The sequence below is a fragment of the Metamycoplasma neophronis genome, from assembly GCF_006491995.1.
In the GTDB taxonomy this organism is placed as follows: Bacteria; Bacillota_I; Bacilli_A; order Mycoplasmatales; family Metamycoplasmataceae; genus Metamycoplasma; species Metamycoplasma neophronis.
In genome coordinates, this window is record NZ_VHHP01000002.1 from 15,337 (window position 1) to 35,266 (window position 19,930).

The following is a 19,930-nucleotide window of genomic DNA, read 5'->3' on the forward strand; positions in this document are numbered from 1 at the left end:
ATTCTATAATTTAATTTACTATTCTGATTTTTTTACAGTAATAAATGTATCATAAATAAAATCATCACAGCAATGAATTATACTTCTTATGTATTGGAAGTAAGTTTTGTATTTTTTAAAATCACCTTTTCAGACGAATTTTTTATTCAATGATTTAGTAAAATCAATTGCTAGATATAAATCAAATAATCCATATTCTTTAGTAGTTTCTATAATCATTTTTTCAATTAAAGCCCTAACTTCAGGGTTTGTTATATGAATTGAGTCACGCTTAAATTGTTTCTTTTCAAGTTCATACATGAAGCCAAAATAAATATTAACTGCGCTTTGTAGGTTCGCATAGTTTGTTTTAAATTCCTCATGAATTTTAGCTTCTTCTTCGCTTAATACCGAATTTTTAAATAATGCATCAGTATCAATTGCCTGCTTTTCGTATAGATTCTCCGCCTTAATAATTAAAATTAATTTAACAATGATTAGAATAAACAATACTAGAAAAATCGAACCGAATACATAACATGTAATTTGACTAGCTTTATTTAGCTGACCTAGCACTTGTGCGCCAGCAATCATTAATATAATTCCGATTACTAAAAATGCAGCAACAGCTAAAAAACCTAAAAAGTTAAAAAAACCATTTTTAAATTTAGCTTTACGTTCCTTATTTTTGTCCATTTAGGCCTTCTTCCTTGTTTCATACTAATAACTTTGGATTTTTTAAATATCCACGACCAGCTTTAGCAATGTTTTGTCCGTTCAATCTAGTTGCATCAGCACTGAAATTTACTCATATTTTCAATAAAGAAGCACCAACTCCATAATAATCAACAGGGATGCCTTCAGCTTCAAATTCGGCAATTCTATCAGCATTAAACCCGCTTGAAACCGTTATCTTGACATGCTCACCGCCGTTTTCATCAAGTGCTTCTCTTAAACGTCTTACTTGAGTTGGAGTTACGCCAAATTCAGCTTCACCTTCGGTAAACATTTTATCAATCAATGCTTTTGATGTGTCTATTCTTACGCCTTTTAAAGTTTTTCCAAATTCTTTTAGACAAGCTAATGAATCGCCAATAACATCATTATGGAAATCAACTAACGCGTATAAATCATCTTTTGGAAATGCTTTATGGTATGCCCGGCAAGCTTCAACAACATCTCCACCAAACATTTGAATAAGCGCATGTGGCATTGAACCAAAAGTGTGAGATTTATCGTGATTTGAGCTTGCTAAGGTTGAGTGGTTTTCGATACCGCCGACTTTGATAGCATATGCATCATTTAGTTGATTGATGTAATGATCAGCACGATCGGCCATACTAATAACGACTTTTCCGTTTGCTGCTTTAATCACACGATATGCATTGGTTGCAATTGATGTTTGACGAGCCAAAATACCATCAATCATTCCTTCTCAAATCCCAAATTCATAATATGGGCCTTCTAATTCTAAAACAACCTCACGGTTATTAATAATGCTGCCTTCGGGTAAATAGCGAATAATATATTTTGTTGTATCTGTATTTTTAGTTAATAATTCTATTGCTTCATTAATACCGCATAATTTAACATCATTGTGTCTTTGGAAAAATTGCAAAGTAACGATATCATCGTGGCGGTACTTTTCAGCAATTTTTTTAGTTTTAAAAAAATAAATAGATATACGATCTTTTAGATTCATAATTTTCCTTTACACATAATATTTTATTATAAAGAAAATATATTAATTATATTTAGGCAAAAACCCTTTGAATTTATATAAAAAAGTAATAAAATAATATTGATAATATTATTAAGGAGTTAAAATGGCAAAGAAAAAGATAAGCAAACCGATGAGATTATATAAAATTGGTAAATGATTTATAACCTTCGAAATTTTCTTTTTGGTAGGAGCGATTTCGGCAATTATTTTATTAACAACTAATAAAATAAATAATGGAAATTATGGTCATATTTATCCAACTTCAATTTTATTTTTCGTAATGACATTTGTTTTCATGATAGGACTTATGATTTGAGGTGGTTTTGGATATAAATATAGCATTAAAATAAATGACCTTAAAATGAAAAATAAATTTATCTTTACTTTTATTCCTTTGTTAAACATCGTTTGACTTTACTTCTGCGTTGCGGCAATGATTGCACTAAAAGAAGCAAATGATAAACCAATTCAAGCATACATTCAAGCTGATAATTAAAATAATTAATGATGCATATATAGCATCATTTTTTTATATTTTTGTAAAACTAGATAATAAAAAGCCGAATCACATTCGGCCCTCTATTATAAACGTGGTTCTACTTTGGTTTTGAATAATTTTGTTCTTTGGAAGTAGAATACGAAGATGTGTTGGAAGATTGTTCAAATTCCACCGATAATTCAATAAATTTGTAAACCGGCGCTGAATAATACACCTATACCAATAAAGACTAAGGAAATAATGTTAGCCTTACGATTTTCCTTTTTCATTGCTGCTCTTTGATATGCATCGCCCCGTAATGATTTTTTACGTTTTCAATTCAATATCTTAGGCATGTATTGAGCTAAAGCTTGTATTGCAATAGAAACTAAAATAATCGGAATGTAAATATATTCTTTTGCTCTAAATACCTGGTTAATTGAAGTGGCTGATAATTGAATTCCATATCATGAAGCTTGTTTGATTTCAGGAGATGTAGAAATAATTCTAAATACAACAATTAAGATAGGCAATGTAATGAACATCGTGACAATTTGTCCGAACGGAGAAATCTTTTCACGTTTGTATAGTTCGCTAATTTCCATTTGTTTACGTTGTTGCATTTGTTTATCGCCTTTATAGGCTGAATATTTGGCTTCGATTTTAGCTTTCTTTTGATTAAATTCTTCCATCTTTGATTGAGTAAATAAGGTTTTGAATGAAACGATAAATGTAATCAATCTAACGATAATAACTGTAACAACTAAAGCTAAGATAACACTTCATCCAGTTGTTCCTAAACTTGAAATAATTGAATGCATAAATGCATTAACTGGTTGTACAAACATTCCGTAGAATGGACCTTGTTGTCAGTATTCTTTGTATGTTGTAACTGCTTTTTGAGGCACTAAAGCACCTGTGTTGTATAAGTTATTTTTTCAGTTGTCTAATGAGAAGTTACCAATAGCACTAATGTTTGAGTGAGTTAAAACTTCTTTGCCATCTGGTCTGTAACCATTTGTTCTAAAGTTTAGAGTGGATAAGTAACTCTTAACTGCTTCAGAAGTTCATAACATAACAGCATTGAATTTTTGACCTTCTGCTTCGGTAATTTTTGTTTGATTTTTAGCTATTTCAGCATATTTTTGTAAGTAAGCGTTTCAAATTTGAATTAATTCTTCACCAGTGGCATTTGGGTTTGCGCCAATAATTTGGTTGAAGGTAAATTCATTGTTTGAAGAATTTTCAGTAACTTTGATTTTAAGTGTGTTGCTTTTGTTTCAGGTTACAAGAGTTTCTTCCATTAAGATTTGCAATAAATCACGTAACAGAACTGTTTCTTGTGAAGTTCCACCAGGCAATGTGCTATCAACATATTGTAATTTAATAGATTGCAAGCTTGTGTAGTCATTTACTTTAGCTTTAACATTTGCATTAGCGTCTTTAATTTCATCTTTTTGATCCCAAATAATCGAAACTGGTACATAAATTTCGGTAAATTTCGAAACTGGTTGGTAATTTAAAGTTTTTCCAACTCCCTTGTCGGTACCAAGGTTCATATATACATAATTTCCATTACGCTCGTATACAAAACCCTCTTTAGTTGATACACCTTCTGGAGTGGCAACGACGTTATTTCAACTATTTTCATCTTTATAGTTTGTTGCACCATCTTTAGGCGTTTGCAATTGTAATGCAAATGTTGACCCACCATAAATACCGTAATCTCCACCGGTTTTTTGGTCTTGTTCTCTTAATTTAGCAACTGTTTCTTTGCTTTTTAAACCTAAGTAAGTATTAACAACAACGTTCTTTTCGTCATACTTGTTAGGTAGAACAAACATGTTTTTGGTTCCGTCATATCTCATGGTAACAACGTTTGGAGAAATGTCAGCTTTGTTAACATAAACTTCCTGACCAGCCCCAACTTTGGTACTTGATTTAACTGAGAATGACTGAACGCAACCAACTAAACCAACTGTGATAAAAAGCACCATGATAACGATTTTTAATCATTTCCAGATTTGTTTTCAAACGTTTTTAGGCGCTTTGTTTTCTGGCTTATGGACTCTAAATTCTTGATAGTGTTTAGAACCGTCTTTATTTGCCATCAGTTATCCTTTCGTAAAGTTTATTTATTTCTTTAACCTTTTGGTTTCAATCAAGTGAGAAAAAACCTTTGCGAGCAATAATCACAGTATCGTAATTAATTTTACTTATGTCCATCTTTCTCAAAATTGATCTTATTTGGTTTTTGTAATGATTTCTTTGGACGGCATTTGCAAATTGTTTTGGTATTGAAATTCCAACTCTAAAGAAATCAGATTTGTTAAAGTAAAGAATTAAGTTACGAGACACAACTTGGTTATGTTTGTCGAGTATTTTTTGAAATTCTCAATTCTTTTTAACAACGTTAGTTTTATTCATAATTAAAATAAAAATAATATCAAACTATTTATCGTCTGATACTGTTAATCTATGTCTTCCTTTTGCACGTCTAGCTGCTAAAACTTTTCTTCCGTTTTTAGTTTGCATTCTAGCCATGAAACCATGCACTTTAATGTGTTTACGTTTTTTAGGTTGATATGTTCTTTTCATAATATCGCTCCTTTGTGATGTTTTATATAATAAAATAACTTAATTTATTTTACCAAATAACCAAAAAATTAAGCAATAATATTATAGAAAAAATTGCGTAACTTTTGGCGTAAATGTCATATTTTTTAATGGCATTTAAATATATATAAAGATTTAGCGGAAAATAAGTTGTCAAAAATAAAAAAAACTGAAAAAGTTAATAACAAAATAAAAAAACTAAAACTTAAAAATGTTAATTATATTTTTTATTTAAAATTCTGACTTATTTTAAGAATTATTTTATAACTAATTAATGTTAATAACTTTGTTTATAATCATGAAAAAATGCTTTATTTTGTGATAAAAGCCGCCTTTTTTCGGGTTTATAAACTATAATATTTTAAATATGAAAACTATCGAAGAACAACAAGCAGATTTGAAAGTAAATAACTTGGCATTTCAAACCGAATTAAAAAATAATGCAGCGGATCAATTAATATATAATCAGTTTTTATCAACGATACAAATTGTTTATGAAATGAATGATTCTGTTTATATTTATGTACCAGAACCAATCATGCAATATGTTAAACAGTTACATAATTCTAATATTGAAAGAGCAATCAAAAATGTTTATGAACGGCACATGAATGTTACTTTAATCAGTGACATGAACGAGTTACGTAAACTTAATCCGGTTAAAGTTGAAATCCCTAAAAATACGGTTAATAACAATATAAAATCGCATTTAACTTTTGATAATTATGTTACTGGAAAATTCAATCAAACAGTGCTTAAAGCTGCAAGAATTATTTGCCAAAATCAAGATGTTATTTATTCTCCATTATTTATTTATTCACCAAGCGGACTGGGGAAAACTCACTTGTTACACGCGATTGGAAACGATATGGAAAAAGCTGGCAAACGTTGCTTATATATTAACCCTGATTTATTAACAAAAAAATTAGTTGAGCAACTAAGAAATAAAAACCAAGAAGAAATCAATCGAATCGTGGATGATTTAACAAGCTATGATTGCTTAATGTTCGATGATGTTCAGCAGTATGGAAACCGCGAAAGTACATTGAATGTTTTATTTAATGTTATTAACACCATGATATCAAACAATAAACAAATTATTGTTGCTGGCGATAAAAAACCAAATGATTTGGGTGGATTTGAACAAAGATTTATCACGCGTTTTAATGGTGGCTTGACAGTTGAAATTGTTTCACCAGATATCAATGATGTTATTTCGATTTTGAAATTTAAATTAATTGAAAATAATATAAATCCTGAATTATGAGAAGATGATTCGCTTAAATTTATTGCTAGAAACTTTTCGACTTCAATTCGTAGTATTGAAGGGGCAATCAACAGAATTAAGTTATTTGCTGAAGATGATGATTATTTTACATATGACTTATCAACAATTCAAATGATATTTAAAAATGTGACCCAAATTAAAGAAAATATTACACCCGAAAGAATAATTGATGCAGTCTCAAAATATTATAAAATTGATAAGAAAAAAATTACTGGAAGCAGTCGTACAGAAGATGTAGTTATTGCTAGAAGAATTTCAATATATTTAATTAGAAATAATTTCAATTACACATTAATGGAAATTGGAAAAATGGTTGGTAATCAATCACACTCAACTATTTTAGTTTCATTGCAATGAATTGACCAAAATATTAAATCCAATTCAACACTGAAAATAGCTATTGAAAAAATTCAAGATAACCTAAGAAAAATTATTTAAAATAAGGAGTTTTTATGCAATTAAAAATTAATAGATTACTATTAGATCAAGCAGTTGAAAGAGTGGCAAAAGCGATTGATCCCAATCCATTTATTCCTGTAATGAAAGGTATTTTAATTACTGCTGAAGATAATAAAATTACCCTAGTAGGTTCAAATGGAGAAATCAGTATCAAACATGAAATTCCAGCGAGTGTTGATGCTGAAATTCTTATTCCAGGAATTTTCTTAGTAGAGTTAAGTTTATTTAGAAATATTATTAAAAAATTGGATGGTGATTTAATAATTACAAGTAATGATTCAACATTAGAAATCAGCACTGAAAATGACATTTACCGTTTGAATTTATATCAAACAAATGAGTATCCTGAAATTGATTTCAATGTTTATGGCGATAAACTAAGAATCAAGTGAGAAACATTAAAAGAAATGTCAAAAGACGTTATTTTTGCAGCTTCAAATAATGAAATGAATATATTGTTATGTTGTGTAAATATGTCAGCGCAAAACCATAAATTAAAATTTGTGACAACTGACCGCTATCGTTATGCTGAGGTAGTTAACGAGATTGAAGAAGATGTTGAATTTAACATTTCAATCTTAGCTAAAAACTTAAGAGATATCCTAGGGTTTGAATATAGCAAAGAAGTAACATTAAATATTTCAGATCAAAAAATTCTATTTGAAATCGATGGTACTATTATTCAATCTAAAGTTGTAGATCAACCATATCAAGATATTTCGCGGATTGTTCCAAAAGAGTTTGCGACCGAATTAATTATTAATAAAAAAGAATTAAATAACTTATTAAACAAAGCTTCAGTAATTATTACTGAAAATTATAACAAAATTAGAGTGCACATTTTAGATGGAACTCTAACAATAAGCTCAGCAAGAGAAGAAATTGCTAACGCAACAGTAAAAACTCAAGCTTTCACATATAATGGTGAAGAATTAAAATTAGCATTAAATAGCAAATTCTTAAAAGATGCAATTTCAGTATTTGAAGAAGAATTAAGAATTTTATTAACTAAGGACAAAATGAGAATTGTGATTAAATCAGATTCAAATCCAAATGTGCTGCAATTAATCACACCACAAAAAGGTTTTTAATATGAAAGTAGAAATAACTGGTGAATTCATTAAATTAAGTCAATTTTTAAAAAAAATTGAAGCATGTCCTACTGGTGGAATGGCTAAATATTTTGTTAAAATTCATAAGATTTTAGTTAACGATAAACCAGTTGATGGAAGAAATGCCAAGTTAAGAGTAGGTGACACAATTTGAATTGACGACAACATTTATATCTTAGTTGCTAAAAAAGAACAATAAAAATCAACATTTTTCTTTATTTTAATATAAAATAATTGCATACTAATTTAATAAATACGATAACAAATAAAGGAGATACCATGCCAGGAAGAGATCAATTAACAGGTCAAAAAGCTCTAAGTGGAAACAAAAGATCACACGCTTTAAACACATCAAAAAGAACTTTTGACTTAAACCTTCAAAAAGTTACCGTTTTAACCGAAAACGGAAGCAAAAAAACAGTTCGTGTAACTGCTAAAAATGCAAGAACTTTAAAAAAATACGGATTAGTAGCTTAATATATTTATTTTAATCAATTATAAGTGGTTGCTGAAAGCAACCTTTTAATTGCTCTATTTTGAGTTATATTATAATTTTTTTATATAAAGGAGAGTTATATGGAATTTAAAGAGGTAATAAAAAATCGAAAATCAATACGTGATTTTCTTGATAAAGAAATTGATGATGAGATAATTTTACAAATTATGAAAGATGCACAACAAAGCGCTTCATGAATGAATTCTCAACCTTGAAAAGTGTATGTATTAAAAGGCGAATTACTTAAAAAAATTAGAGAAGACCATTTACGCTCAGTTATAAATAGTGATCCTATTTCATCAGATTATAAACATTATAAAAGAGAAGAATGACCAGCGTACATTAGCGATCACATTACCCAAATGTCATTGATTAGAAATGAAACAGTCGATAATAAAACATTCAACGAACTTAACTGAAGATTATTCAATTCGCCCGCAATAGTTTTATTGTGTTTGCCTAAAAATGCACTAGTTTGAAATGTTTTAGATTTAGGCGCATTTTCATCTACACTGATGTTGTCAGCACAAAATTATGGGATTGATTCAGTACACGCTTATGAAATAGTTAAATATGGTAAAAACTTACATGAAATTGCAAACATACCATATGAATTTGACATTGTAAGTGGAATAGCATTGGGTTATCGCTCAGATCATAAAATTAATTCATATAAATCACAAAGAATTGATGTTAAAGACTTTTTAGAAATTTTAAAATAAAAAACACGCTTGCGAAACGTTTCTCGCAATATAGCGCGTTTTTTTTAATTATTTTCATTTGCTTTGGTTAATTCAATAACGATTTTATTATTAAAAACAATACTTGTAACTTTGCTTAGTTCATCATTTAAATTCACATTAGCACTTAAATTGGCACTAATTAATTTATAATCGATCGCATCAGGCAAATTATTTTCCTTACGGTAATTATCTAATCATGTAGTGATTGATCTAAAGAAATTAACAGTACTATAACCTTGATATCCCGGCGCATTGTCATAATATACTAAAAACTTTCCATTCACATAAGCATATGTCATTGAAGTATTAACTTTGTCAATTGATTTAATAAAAAATGAATCACTTACTTTGTTTTTAGGTGAACGACTCTTATTGAAGTCTTCGATCATTTTTAGTATATCGATATTGAAAATTTGTACATTATTTTGATTAATTTCGACTGTATGCGTTTTTTTATTGTTGTTTGCAAAAAAACTATCGAAGTTATACCCTGATTGAATAAACGAAAAAGTGTTTTGATAAGCTAATAAGTGATCATATTTCGATTTTTCTTCAATCTCGCGCGGATTGCTAGATAGAATTTGAATTTCATTAGGGGTAATTTGCTCAAATGTCACTCTAATTTTATTATCTTTTAATTCTTCAATAACGGGAGCTTTAATACTTTCTTTTGAATCAAAAAACACTTTGTTATTGCCATAATTTTGGCGTTTATTTAAAGCTAGCGGAATAGCGATAACACAAACAGTTGGAACTAAAATACCCGCAAACATAAAGAAGGTTTTGGCTATCTTGGGGCCTTTGCCTTGCTTTTTTGCCTTTTTTTCATTCGGTTCTATTAGGTCTTGATTTTGTTCTTGTTTGGCCATGGTTAATTTCCTTTATATTGTTTTCACAATTCTTTGATTCTGGTAACGTTTATTCCAGCTCCTGTATAGTCGCCATTTAATACCCGGTTGTATAAATAAGCTGTAAAGTGTACGATAATACGGTATTTATAAAAATCTTTAGGTTGCTGCATATCATATACTTTTCAAAAAATGCTTTCAATAGCTTTTGGTGTATATGTGTTTTCAAATAAAAAGGCAATGTCTAAGAAACGAGAGCTGCGGTATGCTACGGCTCAGTCGATAATGTAAAGATTTAAATTATCACTAAATAAAATGTTATCTAAATTTAAATTATTATGGCAGTTAGCATCGGGTTTAATTTGTTTAATTCATCTCACAATTTCTTCGATAATTTTTTCATTATTGAAGTCTTCTTTTAATTGCTTTTTGTCAATGTTATTAATATATCATTCAATTTTTTCTTGAAGGATGTATGGAGGAAATTCTACATCAGAGTCATGGTATGTTCTCATTGCTTTTGCCAATACTTTGATTTGACGTGAGTTGATTTCTGTTGTGTTAGGACAATTCAATCATCTTCAAATAATTCTGTCATTGTCTTCGTAAACGCATGTTGGCACAAAATAAAAGTGTTGAATTAAATTAATGTCCAAACGATTGTCAAAATGGTTGTGATATTTTTGAACAATAAAACGATTAGGTATTGAAAAATCTTTGTTGTTATACTGATTTAAAGATTCACTAACCTTATTATTAGGGGCTTTAATGTTAGCATATGTTTCTTTATACGAAGTTTCATTATAAACTTTAAACATATATGTATAGTCATCAAATACATTTGGATCTAAATCAAATTGTGTAATGATAGTTTCCTTTGGAATTCCTAAAAATAAATGTAAGGCAACGGGATCGGCATAACGTGAATTAGCACTGGCAAATTCAAAGTCGACAAGCTTAATGAAACCATATTTATTAACTAGAATATTTTGTCTTTTTAAATTATTATGGCTTAATACATAAGGTTCATCTTTGTATTTTTCAACCAATTCCAAATACTTTTTATCAGTAATATTGTATTTAAGTCAGTTGAAACGTTCTAATTCAATATCTAAATTTTGAAAATTTTTAACACAATTTAAAATAGCATTAGAGATTTTTTCATCTATTTTTAACTTGAATAAATCGACTCCAGGGAATCATTTTTTGATGATGATACCATCTTTTACGTATAAATAATCTTTGAATGTAGTGATAATTTTTTCTTCATTACCATGGTCAATTAAAACAACATTTTTTGGTATTCTAATTTGAACTCAGGTTTCGCCTAATTTGCCAATATAACTTTTATTATGAAAATCTTCATAGTATGAACGAATATTAGAAATTTCTTCAAAAACTTCGGTACCGAAATTTTTCTTAATGATTTCATAAACTTCATAGATTTCGCTATTTTTCTTTTTATTGTGATGATGAAGTGCAAATGAGTTTTTATTATTAATAATCATATTTATTGCATTAAAACACGAAAATTATATTTGGTATGTGTCCAAATATAATTGCATGTATTTTTCGACCCTTTCTAAATATTTTAAGTCATCAAATGGTTTGGTTTCGTGTTTGTTGATCCATAAAACAACTAAAGCGTTAACGATAATTCTGTGAATTAATAAATATTTAGGTTCAAAATCATCTCCATAAGCTTCAAAGAATATTTCTTCTTGTCTTTTATCTAAATCACTTGATTCAATAAAGTAAGCTAAATCAAAATGAACATCACCCATTGATGAGTATTCTCAGTCAGTAATATAAATCTTATCTTTAGCTTGAATCATGTTGAATAGTCATAAATCATTATGAACTGGAGCTGAAGTGTCAATGTTTTTGATAAATAAATTAATTTTTTTGAAATATTTATCTAATATGGGAATTTTACGACCTAATTTAGCAATCATTTCACGATAAACCTTGAAACGACGGGCAATTTGGTTTTCCTTGGCTAATTTTAATTTTGAATTATGCAAGGTAATTAATTGTTTTCCAATTTCTTTTAGTTGGTCATCTGTTAAAGTAGCAGGACTTAAGATTGGACCATCAATTCATTCAGTAACTAATTTTTCAGGAGTATCTTCAATTACTTTAGGAACAAAATCTAAAGCATTTAAAATTTTATAATCAGTTTTGTGATTAAACCCATCGTATGATTTGATTTTGATGAACTCGGTTTTATCATCGTTGTGATATGTTTTGTTTGTGAAACCTTGATTTTCTAATAATTTCATATTTAACCTCGACTAAAAATCAATATTATTAGCATATTTAGCATTTTCTTGAATAAAGTCATGACGAGGTTCAATTTCTTCGCCCATTAAGGTCGAGAATACGGTGTCGCAAATAGCAACATCATCAATTTGAACTTGCAACATTTTTCTAGTTGTTGGGTCCATTGTTGTTTCTCATAGTTGTTCAGGGTCCATTTCCCCAAGTCCTTTGTAACGTTGAATTGAAACTGATCTACGATCTTCTAATGTTGATAAAATTTGTTCTTTTTCAGCATCGTTGTAAGCATAAGCAACAGTCTTGCCGGCTGTTATTTTATATAGAGGTGGTTGAGCAATGTAAACAAATCCATATTCAATTAATGGACGCATGTAACGATAAAAGAAAGTTAATAATAAAGTAGTAATGTGAGCTCCATCGACGTCGGCATCGGTCATAATAACAATTTTGTGGTATTTTAATTTGTTGATGTTAAATTCGTCACTAATTCCAGTACCTAAAGCGTGAATCATGGTTGCTATTTCTTTATTTGATAAAACTGAAACAACAGCATTCTTTTCAGCATTAATAACCTTACCACGCAATGGTAAGATAGCTTGTATTGAACGGTCCCGTCCCATTTTAGCCGAACCACCAGCTGAGTTACCTTCGACGATAAATAGTTCTCTTAATTCGGCGTTTTTGCTTGAGCAGTCTGCTAATTTACCTGGTAGGTTACCAATATCAATACCATCTTTTTTACGTGACGCTTCGCGAGCGGCGTTGGCCGCTAATCTTGAACGTTGTGCTAATAGAGATTTTTCAATAATAGCTTTAGCGTGGTCTGGGTTTTCAATCATATATCTTTCAAAAATTTCTGAGAAGATTTTGTTTGTTGCGACACGAGCATCTTTATTTTCTAATTTACCTTTTGTTTGACCTTCAAAAATTGGGTTAGGGTGTTTAATTGAAATAATTGCTACTAAACCATCTTTAACGTCATCACGGCTAATTTTTTCATTGCTATTTTTGAATAATTTGTTTTCTTCGGCATAGTTATTATAAATTCTTACTAATGAGTCATAGAAACCTTGTTCGTGGGTTCCGCCTTCTCCAGTTTGAATGTTGTTTGCATATGAAACAACGTTAGCGCTGTAACTTTCATTATATTGCATTGCTATTTCAACTTTGATTTCATTTCCTTCGATTATTACACCGTTTTCTTCACGATCTCTATCTTTGAATGTTCCTTCTGCATATATAACATCAGGGTTTACTAATTTTTTGCCCTTATTTAATTCATGTACATAATCAACTAATCCGCCTTCGAAGCAGTATGACCTACGATCGTTTTTAGCTACATCTTCAGTGTTGATTCTTAAACCTTTGTTTAAATAAGCGATTTGTTTAGAGTGGTCTGCAATGGTTCCAAAATCGAAGTCTAATCTATCCATGATTGTAAAGTCGGGGTGGAATTTAATTCTAGTACCAGTATCTTCCAAATCTACTTCGCCAATAACTTCTAATGGTTTTTCAGGGAATCCGCCGTGTGAGAATTTTTGATAGTGTAATTTACCATCACGTTTAACTCAAACTTCAAACGAATCGCTTAATGCGTTTACAACCGAGGCTCCAACCCCATGTAAACCACCAGAAACTTTATATGTAGATTTATCAAATTTACCACCAGCGTGTAATACTGTTAAAATAGTCTCAACTGTCGATTTACCAGTTTTTTGATGAATACCAGTTGGAATTCCCCGCCCATTGTCAGTTACTTCAATAACATTATCTGGATATAGTTTAATATCGATTTCATTAGCAAAACCAGCCATTGCTTCGTCGACTGAATTATCCACAATCTCTCAAATAAGGTGGTGTAATCCTCTTACGCCAACCGAACCGATATACATACCAGGTCTAACTCTAACGGCTTCTAATCCTTCAAGAACCTGAATATTATTTTCTTCATATTTATGTACTTCGTCTAATTTATTCATGTTTACCTCAAATATTTTTAATATATAAAATATATTAATATTATACCAAAAAAGCCATTTTATTATTTAGGTATCTCTTAAAGCTTTGATTTTCAAAAATAATGCATTAAAAAAAGCAGCCAATTTTGGCTGCTAAATAAATATATTAAATGTTTCTTAATGCCGATGTATCGATATCTTGTCTTTCGGTTTCTGAAGCTTGGAATAATGGTTGGTTATAAGCTCCTATTTTTGCTGCAACACAGTTAGTTCAGAAGCTGTATATTGAACCATTGAAGTGGTTAACTTTCATGTTGTACATTCTAATTGTTGAATAGATTTCATCTTCTTGTAAAGCAATTTCGCTATTAAATTGTAAAAATAAACGGTCTGCTTTTAAATTTGGATATTGTTCGAATTGGAAGTTTAATCCGGCTTGAATTCTATCTAAGTTTGTCTTTAAAACTGTAGCGTTATCATCGGTATTCATTGTTTCTAATTGTGAACGTAATTCAGCAACTTTTGTTTGGGTTTCTTTTTCGAATTTTGCATAGCCTTGTACAGCATCGATTTGTTTAATTAATATTGCACGTCTTTTCTTTTCGGCTGCTTGAATCATTGAAGAAGCTTCTTGGATTTCGTTAATTTCTCTATATAGTCTATTTTTTCTTGCGTAATATCAGAATCCAAAAATTCCTAAAGTTAAGATAAAAAATAATACGAATAAAAACTTTTCAAATCCTGTTGGTTGTGGTTTTTTGATTGAATTGTCAACATTTGGTTTAAATCCATCTTTATCTTGTTGTGTACGTGAGTCAAATAACATAATAATCTCCTTTTATTTTATTTAAATATTATACTCTATATTTGGGTTATTTTAAGCCTCATAGACGTTTTAATTCAGCTTCTAAACTATTTAATTGATAATTATTGTTTTCTACAATACTTATGTCGTTTATATAAATAGCTAAAGCAACATCATCTATTTCGATTTTACAATTATTTTTTAAAAATGGAAAACGATCGAAAATGAAATTAACTGTCATTATAGCATCTTCTAATTCATCCGATTTTTCAGCCGCTTGAATGTTGTAACTAATGCTATTTTTTTTGATTAAATCAGCATAATATTGTTCGTCGTTAGTTGGATTAGGCACATCATAAATTAAATTATTTGTATCGTTTGCATATAGTTTTGCACCAGGCGTTGAGAAATGGTAATTCATCGAATATAAAGTCTTTTTAATTTCTTCGAATGGATAGAAACGACGGAACGGAACATCAATAGCATAACCTTCGACATATACTGTATCAATCATATCAACACCATAAAATGACTTCATTGATAAACTTTGTTCATTAACAACGCGGTTATTTGTTTCATTTGTATCTTTGAATTCATATATTGCGTTTTTTTCCTGTGGATGGGTGAATAGACTATACGAACGGTTTCCAATAATTCTGTTTAATAAATACATCCTATTGGTATAAACAGAATCATCGATTTGATCCAAATCCTTGTATGTCGAAATGTAACTATCGCCTAATTTTTCATAGTTTTCTGAAGCGATATATTTATTAGCAAAACCTAATGTTAAGGTTAAAATTTGTGGTTCTAAATTTTTGATAATAACATCAGCAAGAATATTGACAATATAATCTAATGTAATTGGCTCATCTTGTGGGATGTATTGCAACGCTCAGTTATGCACGGTGCTATAAAGAAGCAAAGTAGAATTAAACATTCTATCTTCAACTAAGGCAGTCCCGTATTTATTTAGTTTTGGCATTGGTAGGTTAGGAACTTTAGTTTCAAAATAATGAGCTAATTCAATGTATTTATCTTGGGTAATATTTTGAAAATAAGTTAAATAGCTAATTTGGTCATTGAAATCATGGTTGTAATATTTATAAAATTCAGGTTTTTCTAAAACAAATTCACCCTTTTTAACTTTCTTTTCATAAGCTTTTTGATTGAATGTATTTCTAGTTTGTAAAAATACTAATTTAGGTAAATAATTAGTAGGTATTAATGTGGCTTGTTTTATATCAACAAATGGCGTTTTTTCATAATGATATCCGGTAAGGGTTTTAGAATATGTTTCGCCTTCACTATTAGTTTGAGAAATCGTTATTGAGGCAGATGTTGTTACAATTCTATATTCAAGAACTGAGTATAAAATGTCATAGAAATAAGAATTTCTTAAATCATATTTATTGGTTGAGTATAAGCTTGCAAAATTCGCTTCGCTTTGTACTAAAGGAAGTATTTCTTTAAAATCTAAATTTTGCGTTTTTGTGATTTTTAAATATCTTAAAATATCATCTTTTAATTCTTGCATTGTCGTTTTAGAGAATACCGAAACCAAAGTTTTAATATTTTTTTCCATAGTCTCTGCAATGATTTTTTGTCTATCTTTTTCAAATTCATTAAATGCCTTGATTATTTTTTTATTTTTTAATAAAAAGCTTAAAAAACAAAGACCAATAAGCAAGCAACTGAAAATTATTATAAACACATTACCAACTTTTTTAGCAGTAATGCCATCGGCTTTCTTTCTTGTTTTTATTTCTTCTTTTAAACTTAGTATCTTGTCATAATTGGCTTTATATTCGTTAATTGTCTCGTCACTTACATGCGCACGAATGTTATCTTTAACAGCTAATTCAACAGCTTTGTGAATATTGCTCATTACTTGAGCGTGAAATTTATTTCCCGGGTCTCTATAAACTTCGTCGTAATTAATTTCTAATCTTTCTTTTTTACTTTCCATTATATTATTCTCCTTAATTAATATTATATAAAACTTATGCAATAAAAAAGAGCCGATTAGGCTCTAAATTATTCAAAAAAGTCAATTTCATCTTCAATAACCGAATAACGTTTTTTATTGGTTTTATTTTTAGTATCTTCTATATTATTTTTATGTTCTAAAATATGCTCTGAAATCTCATTATGACTTTCTTCGCTAGCTTGAGGTTTTTCATCATCTAATACAATGATTTCTTCAATGAGGTCAGAATCTTTTTCTTGACTTGAAATGGCAATTTCTTCAGTTTCAAGAGGTTGTGTTTCATATTTTGAAACATAGTTTTCGATTTCTGCTTCGCTGACTGGTTTTTCTTTTTTAATTTCTTCTGGCAATCTGTCAATTTCAGCGTTTTCAAAAGGGTCTTCATCAAATTTAATATTTGAATCTATTAAAACATCTTCCTTTTTTTCTTCAATGACTTCAACAATATCATTTTTATTATCTTCTATTACTGAAAAATCAGCAATGTCTTCAAATGCATTTTCAGCAATGTTTTGATTTGTTTCTTCGATTTTATCCTGAATAGTGTCTTTTGTTATTTCTTTTGATTTTTTAAGTTTGTGATTTGATAATTCATCAGATTTGACAATGATAGATTCAATATTTTCTTGATTAATTTTAGTATTTCGTTTAATACGAATATCAGTTGCTTTTTTCTCTTTGATTCTAGCCCTTGCTGCTTCTCTTTTTTTCTTTGAAAGGCTCATTAATTTGAAATGATTATCATCAATAAAGAATAAACCAATTGCAATTGCTAATATTATTATTGAAAGGATATATCCAATTGCCAAGCCTGCTTTACTACCCAAAAAAGTAAAGATACAAAATATAAATGTTCCAATTACGCCTGGTGTGTAACGGAATGGCAATAAAGGTTGTTCACCATTTCCCTTAAATAAAGCAAATCATTTTTTAAATACAACTGGGAATACATTTTTAGCATTATATGACAAGCCCTTCATTTGAGTTGTATAGTAAATCATTGTCCCCAATACCATAGTTGCAAAGAAGAAAAATAATAACCTTCCGAGACTATAATGGAATGCCCCGAATGAATATGTTTTTTTGAGTTTGAAAATCTTACTAATACATAATAGTAATAAAAAAACATAGAAAAGTATTGAGAACATTCCTAACAAAACATTAAGGGTATATGAATGAATTGTTGTTAAACCCTTAATGTTTAAATAAGAAATAACTATGAAAAAAACAGTTAAAAGTGCTAATAATGTTCACAAAAAGATAACGTCTTTTGTGACATAGTATTGTTTTTCTTTTACTGTCTTTGTCAGTTTTACACTATTCTTTTCCATGTTTTCCATATAATCACCTAATTTTTAGTTATTAAATTTCATATAAAGTAATAACAACCATTGGTTCTTTTTCAATAACTTTTGATATTTTTCTTTTAATTGTTTTTCTTAATTTTTCTTGTATTTCTTTTAAATCAATTTCAGATGCAGTTTTATCTTCAAATTCTTTTTTAAATAAGTCATTAATTATTTTATGAATTATTTCTTTATTGTCTTTTGTGATAATTCCGTACGATGCAATTTGTAATTCGTTGATTGGTTTTTTCTTTTTGTAGTCAATTAGTGAACTTAGACCAATCACGCCATCACGTGCCAAATTTTCTCTTTCATTAATAACTTCGTGTGAAATATCACCAATACCAAATCCATCAATTACTACATCACCAACACTTCTGATCCCGTGTTTTTGGTTAACTAATTCTAAATCATCGAATTCTGCAACCCGTCCATTTTGTAATACTAAACAATTTCCCATGTTCATTCCAGCTTCTCTTGCTATTTGGGTTGCGACAACTAAATAACGATATAAACCTTGAACAGGAATGAAATATTTTGGTTTTAAAGCTTTAATAATTTCACGAATGTCTTCTTTAGCGGGATTACATGCATAATATTGATCTGCCCCTAATTCGATTAGATTAGCTGTGTTTCTTGCAATTTCATCTAATGTTAAAGCATAGTTAACTTCAAGTCCATTAACTGGTGGTGCTATTACAATTACAGCATCATCTGATCTTAATTTTAAATATACATCATTATTAGAAGCTATTCTAATGAATCTTAGATACAACCTTTCAATCGCTCCAGTAACTAAAATAACTGCATTTTTAACATCGTTTGCTGCCCGGTAATCAATAAATTCTGGTCACTGTAAATCGGGGTTAATTTTAGCAACTAAATTAATTAATTGCGAATATGTGCGTCCGTAAGTAATAACAGGACGACGATAACGTTTTGCCAAGATTAAAACTTCGTGCGCCGTTATCATGTCTTCATCGTATAGACCAACGATAATACGATTATCTTCTGGTGTTTCTTTAAATTTGTATTCGATTTTTCTCGAAACTCATAATTTATCAATACTTTTACCAGGATATGCTGAATGTCCCGAATCCATAATTAAAGCATGTAACTCTTTACCATTATCAACAATTTTTTTGATTTGTTCGATGTCGGTTTTACCATAAGGACCTAAGTCACCATGAACAAAATTAGTCATAAACAAAATATTGCCTTTTTCATATTCAAAATTAAAACCCAATTGACCAGGCAATCCACCAGCTAAATCAAATGAAGTTACTTTAACATCTCCGAAAGTCATTGGACTATTAATTGTTCTAACTTCATATTCAGAATTTTCAATATTATATTTTGAGATCCGGTCTAATAAAACGATTTTGTTAAAAGCGCTTGTAAAAATTTTGATCTTTTTAATTTTCATTAATAATCAAGGAATTGCTGAAAAAGTATCATTATGAACATCAGTTAAAAATAAACCAACGATGTCTTTTTGTCTTTTTTCTAAAAATTCGTAATTACATATTAATGTATCAATTCCATTATGTGAATTGATTGGAACTTTAGTCCCTGAGTTAATAATAAAAAGCTTGCCATTGATTTCTAAAACATAAGCATTTTTACCATTTTCATCTAATCCGCCTAATGCAAAAAAGTTAATTTTATTCATAAGTCCTCCAAATTATCTTTTGAAACGTAAGAAAATTATTTTTAATAATTCCGGTTTTATTTTATCAATATTATTGTTTTTTTACGTAAATTAATAAAAAATTCGCCCTTTCTTAATAATAAAAGCAAAAAGCATAT

The 19,930-nt window shown here is 29.2% G+C and carries 19 protein-coding genes; 6 read left to right on the plus strand and 13 right to left on the minus strand.

Annotated features, from left to right (window positions below; translation table 4 throughout):
- Positions 1 to 18: 18 nt before the first annotated feature.
- Positions 19 to 675, minus strand: a complete 657-nt coding sequence (locus FJR74_RS00670) for a hypothetical protein (RefSeq protein WP_140914625.1) — start codon at positions 673 to 675, stop codon at positions 19 to 21.
- The gene (locus FJR74_RS07220) at positions 662 to 1,681 is read right to left on the minus strand and encodes a nicotinate phosphoribosyltransferase (RefSeq protein WP_140914626.1); all 1,020 of its coding nucleotides are present in this window, start codon (positions 1,679 to 1,681) and stop codon (positions 662 to 664) included. The genes FJR74_RS00670 and FJR74_RS07220 overlap by 14 nt, the downstream gene beginning before the upstream one ends.
- Positions 1,682 to 1,805: 124 nt before the next feature.
- On the opposite strand from FJR74_RS07220, the gene FJR74_RS07225 reads away from it, so the two are divergent.
- A complete protein-coding gene (locus FJR74_RS07225; protein ID WP_140914627.1) occupies positions 1,806 to 2,198 on the plus strand; it encodes a hypothetical protein in 393 nt (130 codons plus the stop codon).
- Positions 2,199 to 2,284: 86 nt separating this feature from the next.
- Here FJR74_RS07225 and yidC read toward each other — a convergent pair whose 3' ends face one another.
- Genes yidC through rpmH form a run of 3 tightly spaced genes read right to left on the minus strand, consistent with a single transcriptional unit; the run spans position 2,285 to position 4,778 of the window.
- On the minus strand, positions 2,285 to 4,291 hold the full coding sequence (yidC, locus tag FJR74_RS07230) for a membrane protein insertase YidC (protein ID WP_140914628.1): 2,007 nt from the start codon (positions 4,289 to 4,291) through the stop codon (positions 2,285 to 2,287).
- A complete protein-coding gene (rnpA, locus tag FJR74_RS07235; protein ID WP_211333928.1) occupies positions 4,281 to 4,607 on the minus strand; it encodes a ribonuclease P protein component in 327 nt (108 codons plus the stop codon). The genes yidC and rnpA overlap by 11 nt, the downstream gene beginning before the upstream one ends.
- A gap of 24 nt (positions 4,608 to 4,631) precedes the next feature.
- Positions 4,632 to 4,778, minus strand: a complete 147-nt coding sequence (gene rpmH, locus FJR74_RS00695; protein WP_140914630.1) for a 50S ribosomal protein L34 — start codon at positions 4,776 to 4,778, stop codon at positions 4,632 to 4,634.
- Between the two features lie 385 nt (positions 4,779 to 5,163).
- On the opposite strand from rpmH, the gene dnaA reads away from it, so the two are divergent.
- The 5 genes from dnaA to FJR74_RS07245 all read left to right on the plus strand — a co-directional run bounded on the left by dnaA (position 5,164) and on the right by FJR74_RS07245 (position 8,873).
- Positions 5,164 to 6,522, plus strand: coding sequence for a chromosomal replication initiator protein DnaA (gene dnaA / locus FJR74_RS00700; RefSeq protein WP_140914631.1), 1,359 nt, complete (start codon positions 5,164 to 5,166; stop codon positions 6,520 to 6,522).
- A gap of 14 nt (positions 6,523 to 6,536) precedes the next feature.
- Positions 6,537 to 7,634, plus strand: coding sequence for a DNA polymerase III subunit beta (gene dnaN / locus FJR74_RS07240; protein ID WP_140914632.1), 1,098 nt, complete (start codon positions 6,537 to 6,539; stop codon positions 7,632 to 7,634).
- A gap of 1 nt (position 7,635) precedes the next feature.
- The gene (locus FJR74_RS00710; protein WP_140914633.1) at positions 7,636 to 7,854 is read left to right on the plus strand and encodes an RNA-binding S4 domain-containing protein; all 219 of its coding nucleotides are present in this window, start codon (positions 7,636 to 7,638) and stop codon (positions 7,852 to 7,854) included.
- 80 nt (positions 7,855 to 7,934) lie between these two features.
- Entirely contained in the window at positions 7,935 to 8,132 is a 198-nt protein-coding gene (rpmB, locus tag FJR74_RS00715) for a 50S ribosomal protein L28 (protein WP_140914634.1), read from the plus strand.
- A 99-nt stretch (positions 8,133 to 8,231) separates the two neighbouring features.
- Positions 8,232 to 8,873: a nitroreductase gene (locus FJR74_RS07245; protein ID WP_140914717.1), complete on the plus strand. Its 642-nt coding sequence runs from the start codon at positions 8,232 to 8,234 to the stop codon at positions 8,871 to 8,873.
- A gap of 44 nt (positions 8,874 to 8,917) precedes the next feature.
- Here the strand turns inward: FJR74_RS07245 and FJR74_RS00725 are convergent, their stop codons facing one another.
- From FJR74_RS00725 to FJR74_RS07270, 8 genes are all read right to left on the minus strand, one after another.
- Entirely contained in the window at positions 8,918 to 9,763 is an 846-nt protein-coding gene (locus FJR74_RS00725; RefSeq protein WP_140914635.1) for a hypothetical protein, read from the minus strand.
- 2 nt (positions 9,764 to 9,765) lie between these two features.
- On the minus strand, positions 9,766 to 11,250 hold the full coding sequence (locus FJR74_RS07250; protein ID WP_140914636.1) for a phosphotransferase: 1,485 nt from the start codon (positions 11,248 to 11,250) through the stop codon (positions 9,766 to 9,768).
- Positions 11,251 to 11,274: 24 nt separating this feature from the next.
- Entirely contained in the window at positions 11,275 to 12,024 is a 750-nt protein-coding gene (locus FJR74_RS07255; RefSeq protein WP_140914637.1) for a phosphotransferase, read from the minus strand.
- A 12-nt stretch (positions 12,025 to 12,036) separates the two neighbouring features.
- Positions 12,037 to 14,001 (minus strand): DNA topoisomerase (ATP-hydrolyzing) subunit B, encoded by a 1,965-nt coding sequence (gene gyrB, locus FJR74_RS00740; RefSeq protein WP_140914638.1) that lies wholly within the window; start codon positions 13,999 to 14,001, stop codon positions 12,037 to 12,039.
- A gap of 145 nt (positions 14,002 to 14,146) precedes the next feature.
- Positions 14,147 to 14,806 (minus strand): LemA family protein, encoded by a 660-nt coding sequence (locus FJR74_RS07260; RefSeq protein WP_140914639.1) that lies wholly within the window; start codon positions 14,804 to 14,806, stop codon positions 14,147 to 14,149.
- Positions 14,807 to 14,852: 46 nt separating this feature from the next.
- Positions 14,853 to 16,754, minus strand: a complete 1,902-nt coding sequence (locus FJR74_RS07265) for a hypothetical protein (RefSeq protein WP_140914640.1) — start codon at positions 16,752 to 16,754, stop codon at positions 14,853 to 14,855.
- 68 nt (positions 16,755 to 16,822) lie between these two features.
- Positions 16,823 to 18,106: an SLC5/6 family protein gene (locus tag FJR74_RS00755; RefSeq protein WP_140914641.1), complete on the minus strand. Its 1,284-nt coding sequence runs from the start codon at positions 18,104 to 18,106 to the stop codon at positions 16,823 to 16,825.
- Positions 18,107 to 18,137: 31 nt separating this feature from the next.
- Positions 18,138 to 19,793, minus strand: coding sequence for a ribonuclease J (locus tag FJR74_RS07270; protein ID WP_140914642.1), 1,656 nt, complete (start codon positions 19,791 to 19,793; stop codon positions 18,138 to 18,140).
- Between the last annotated feature and the right edge of the window lie 137 nt (positions 19,794 to 19,930).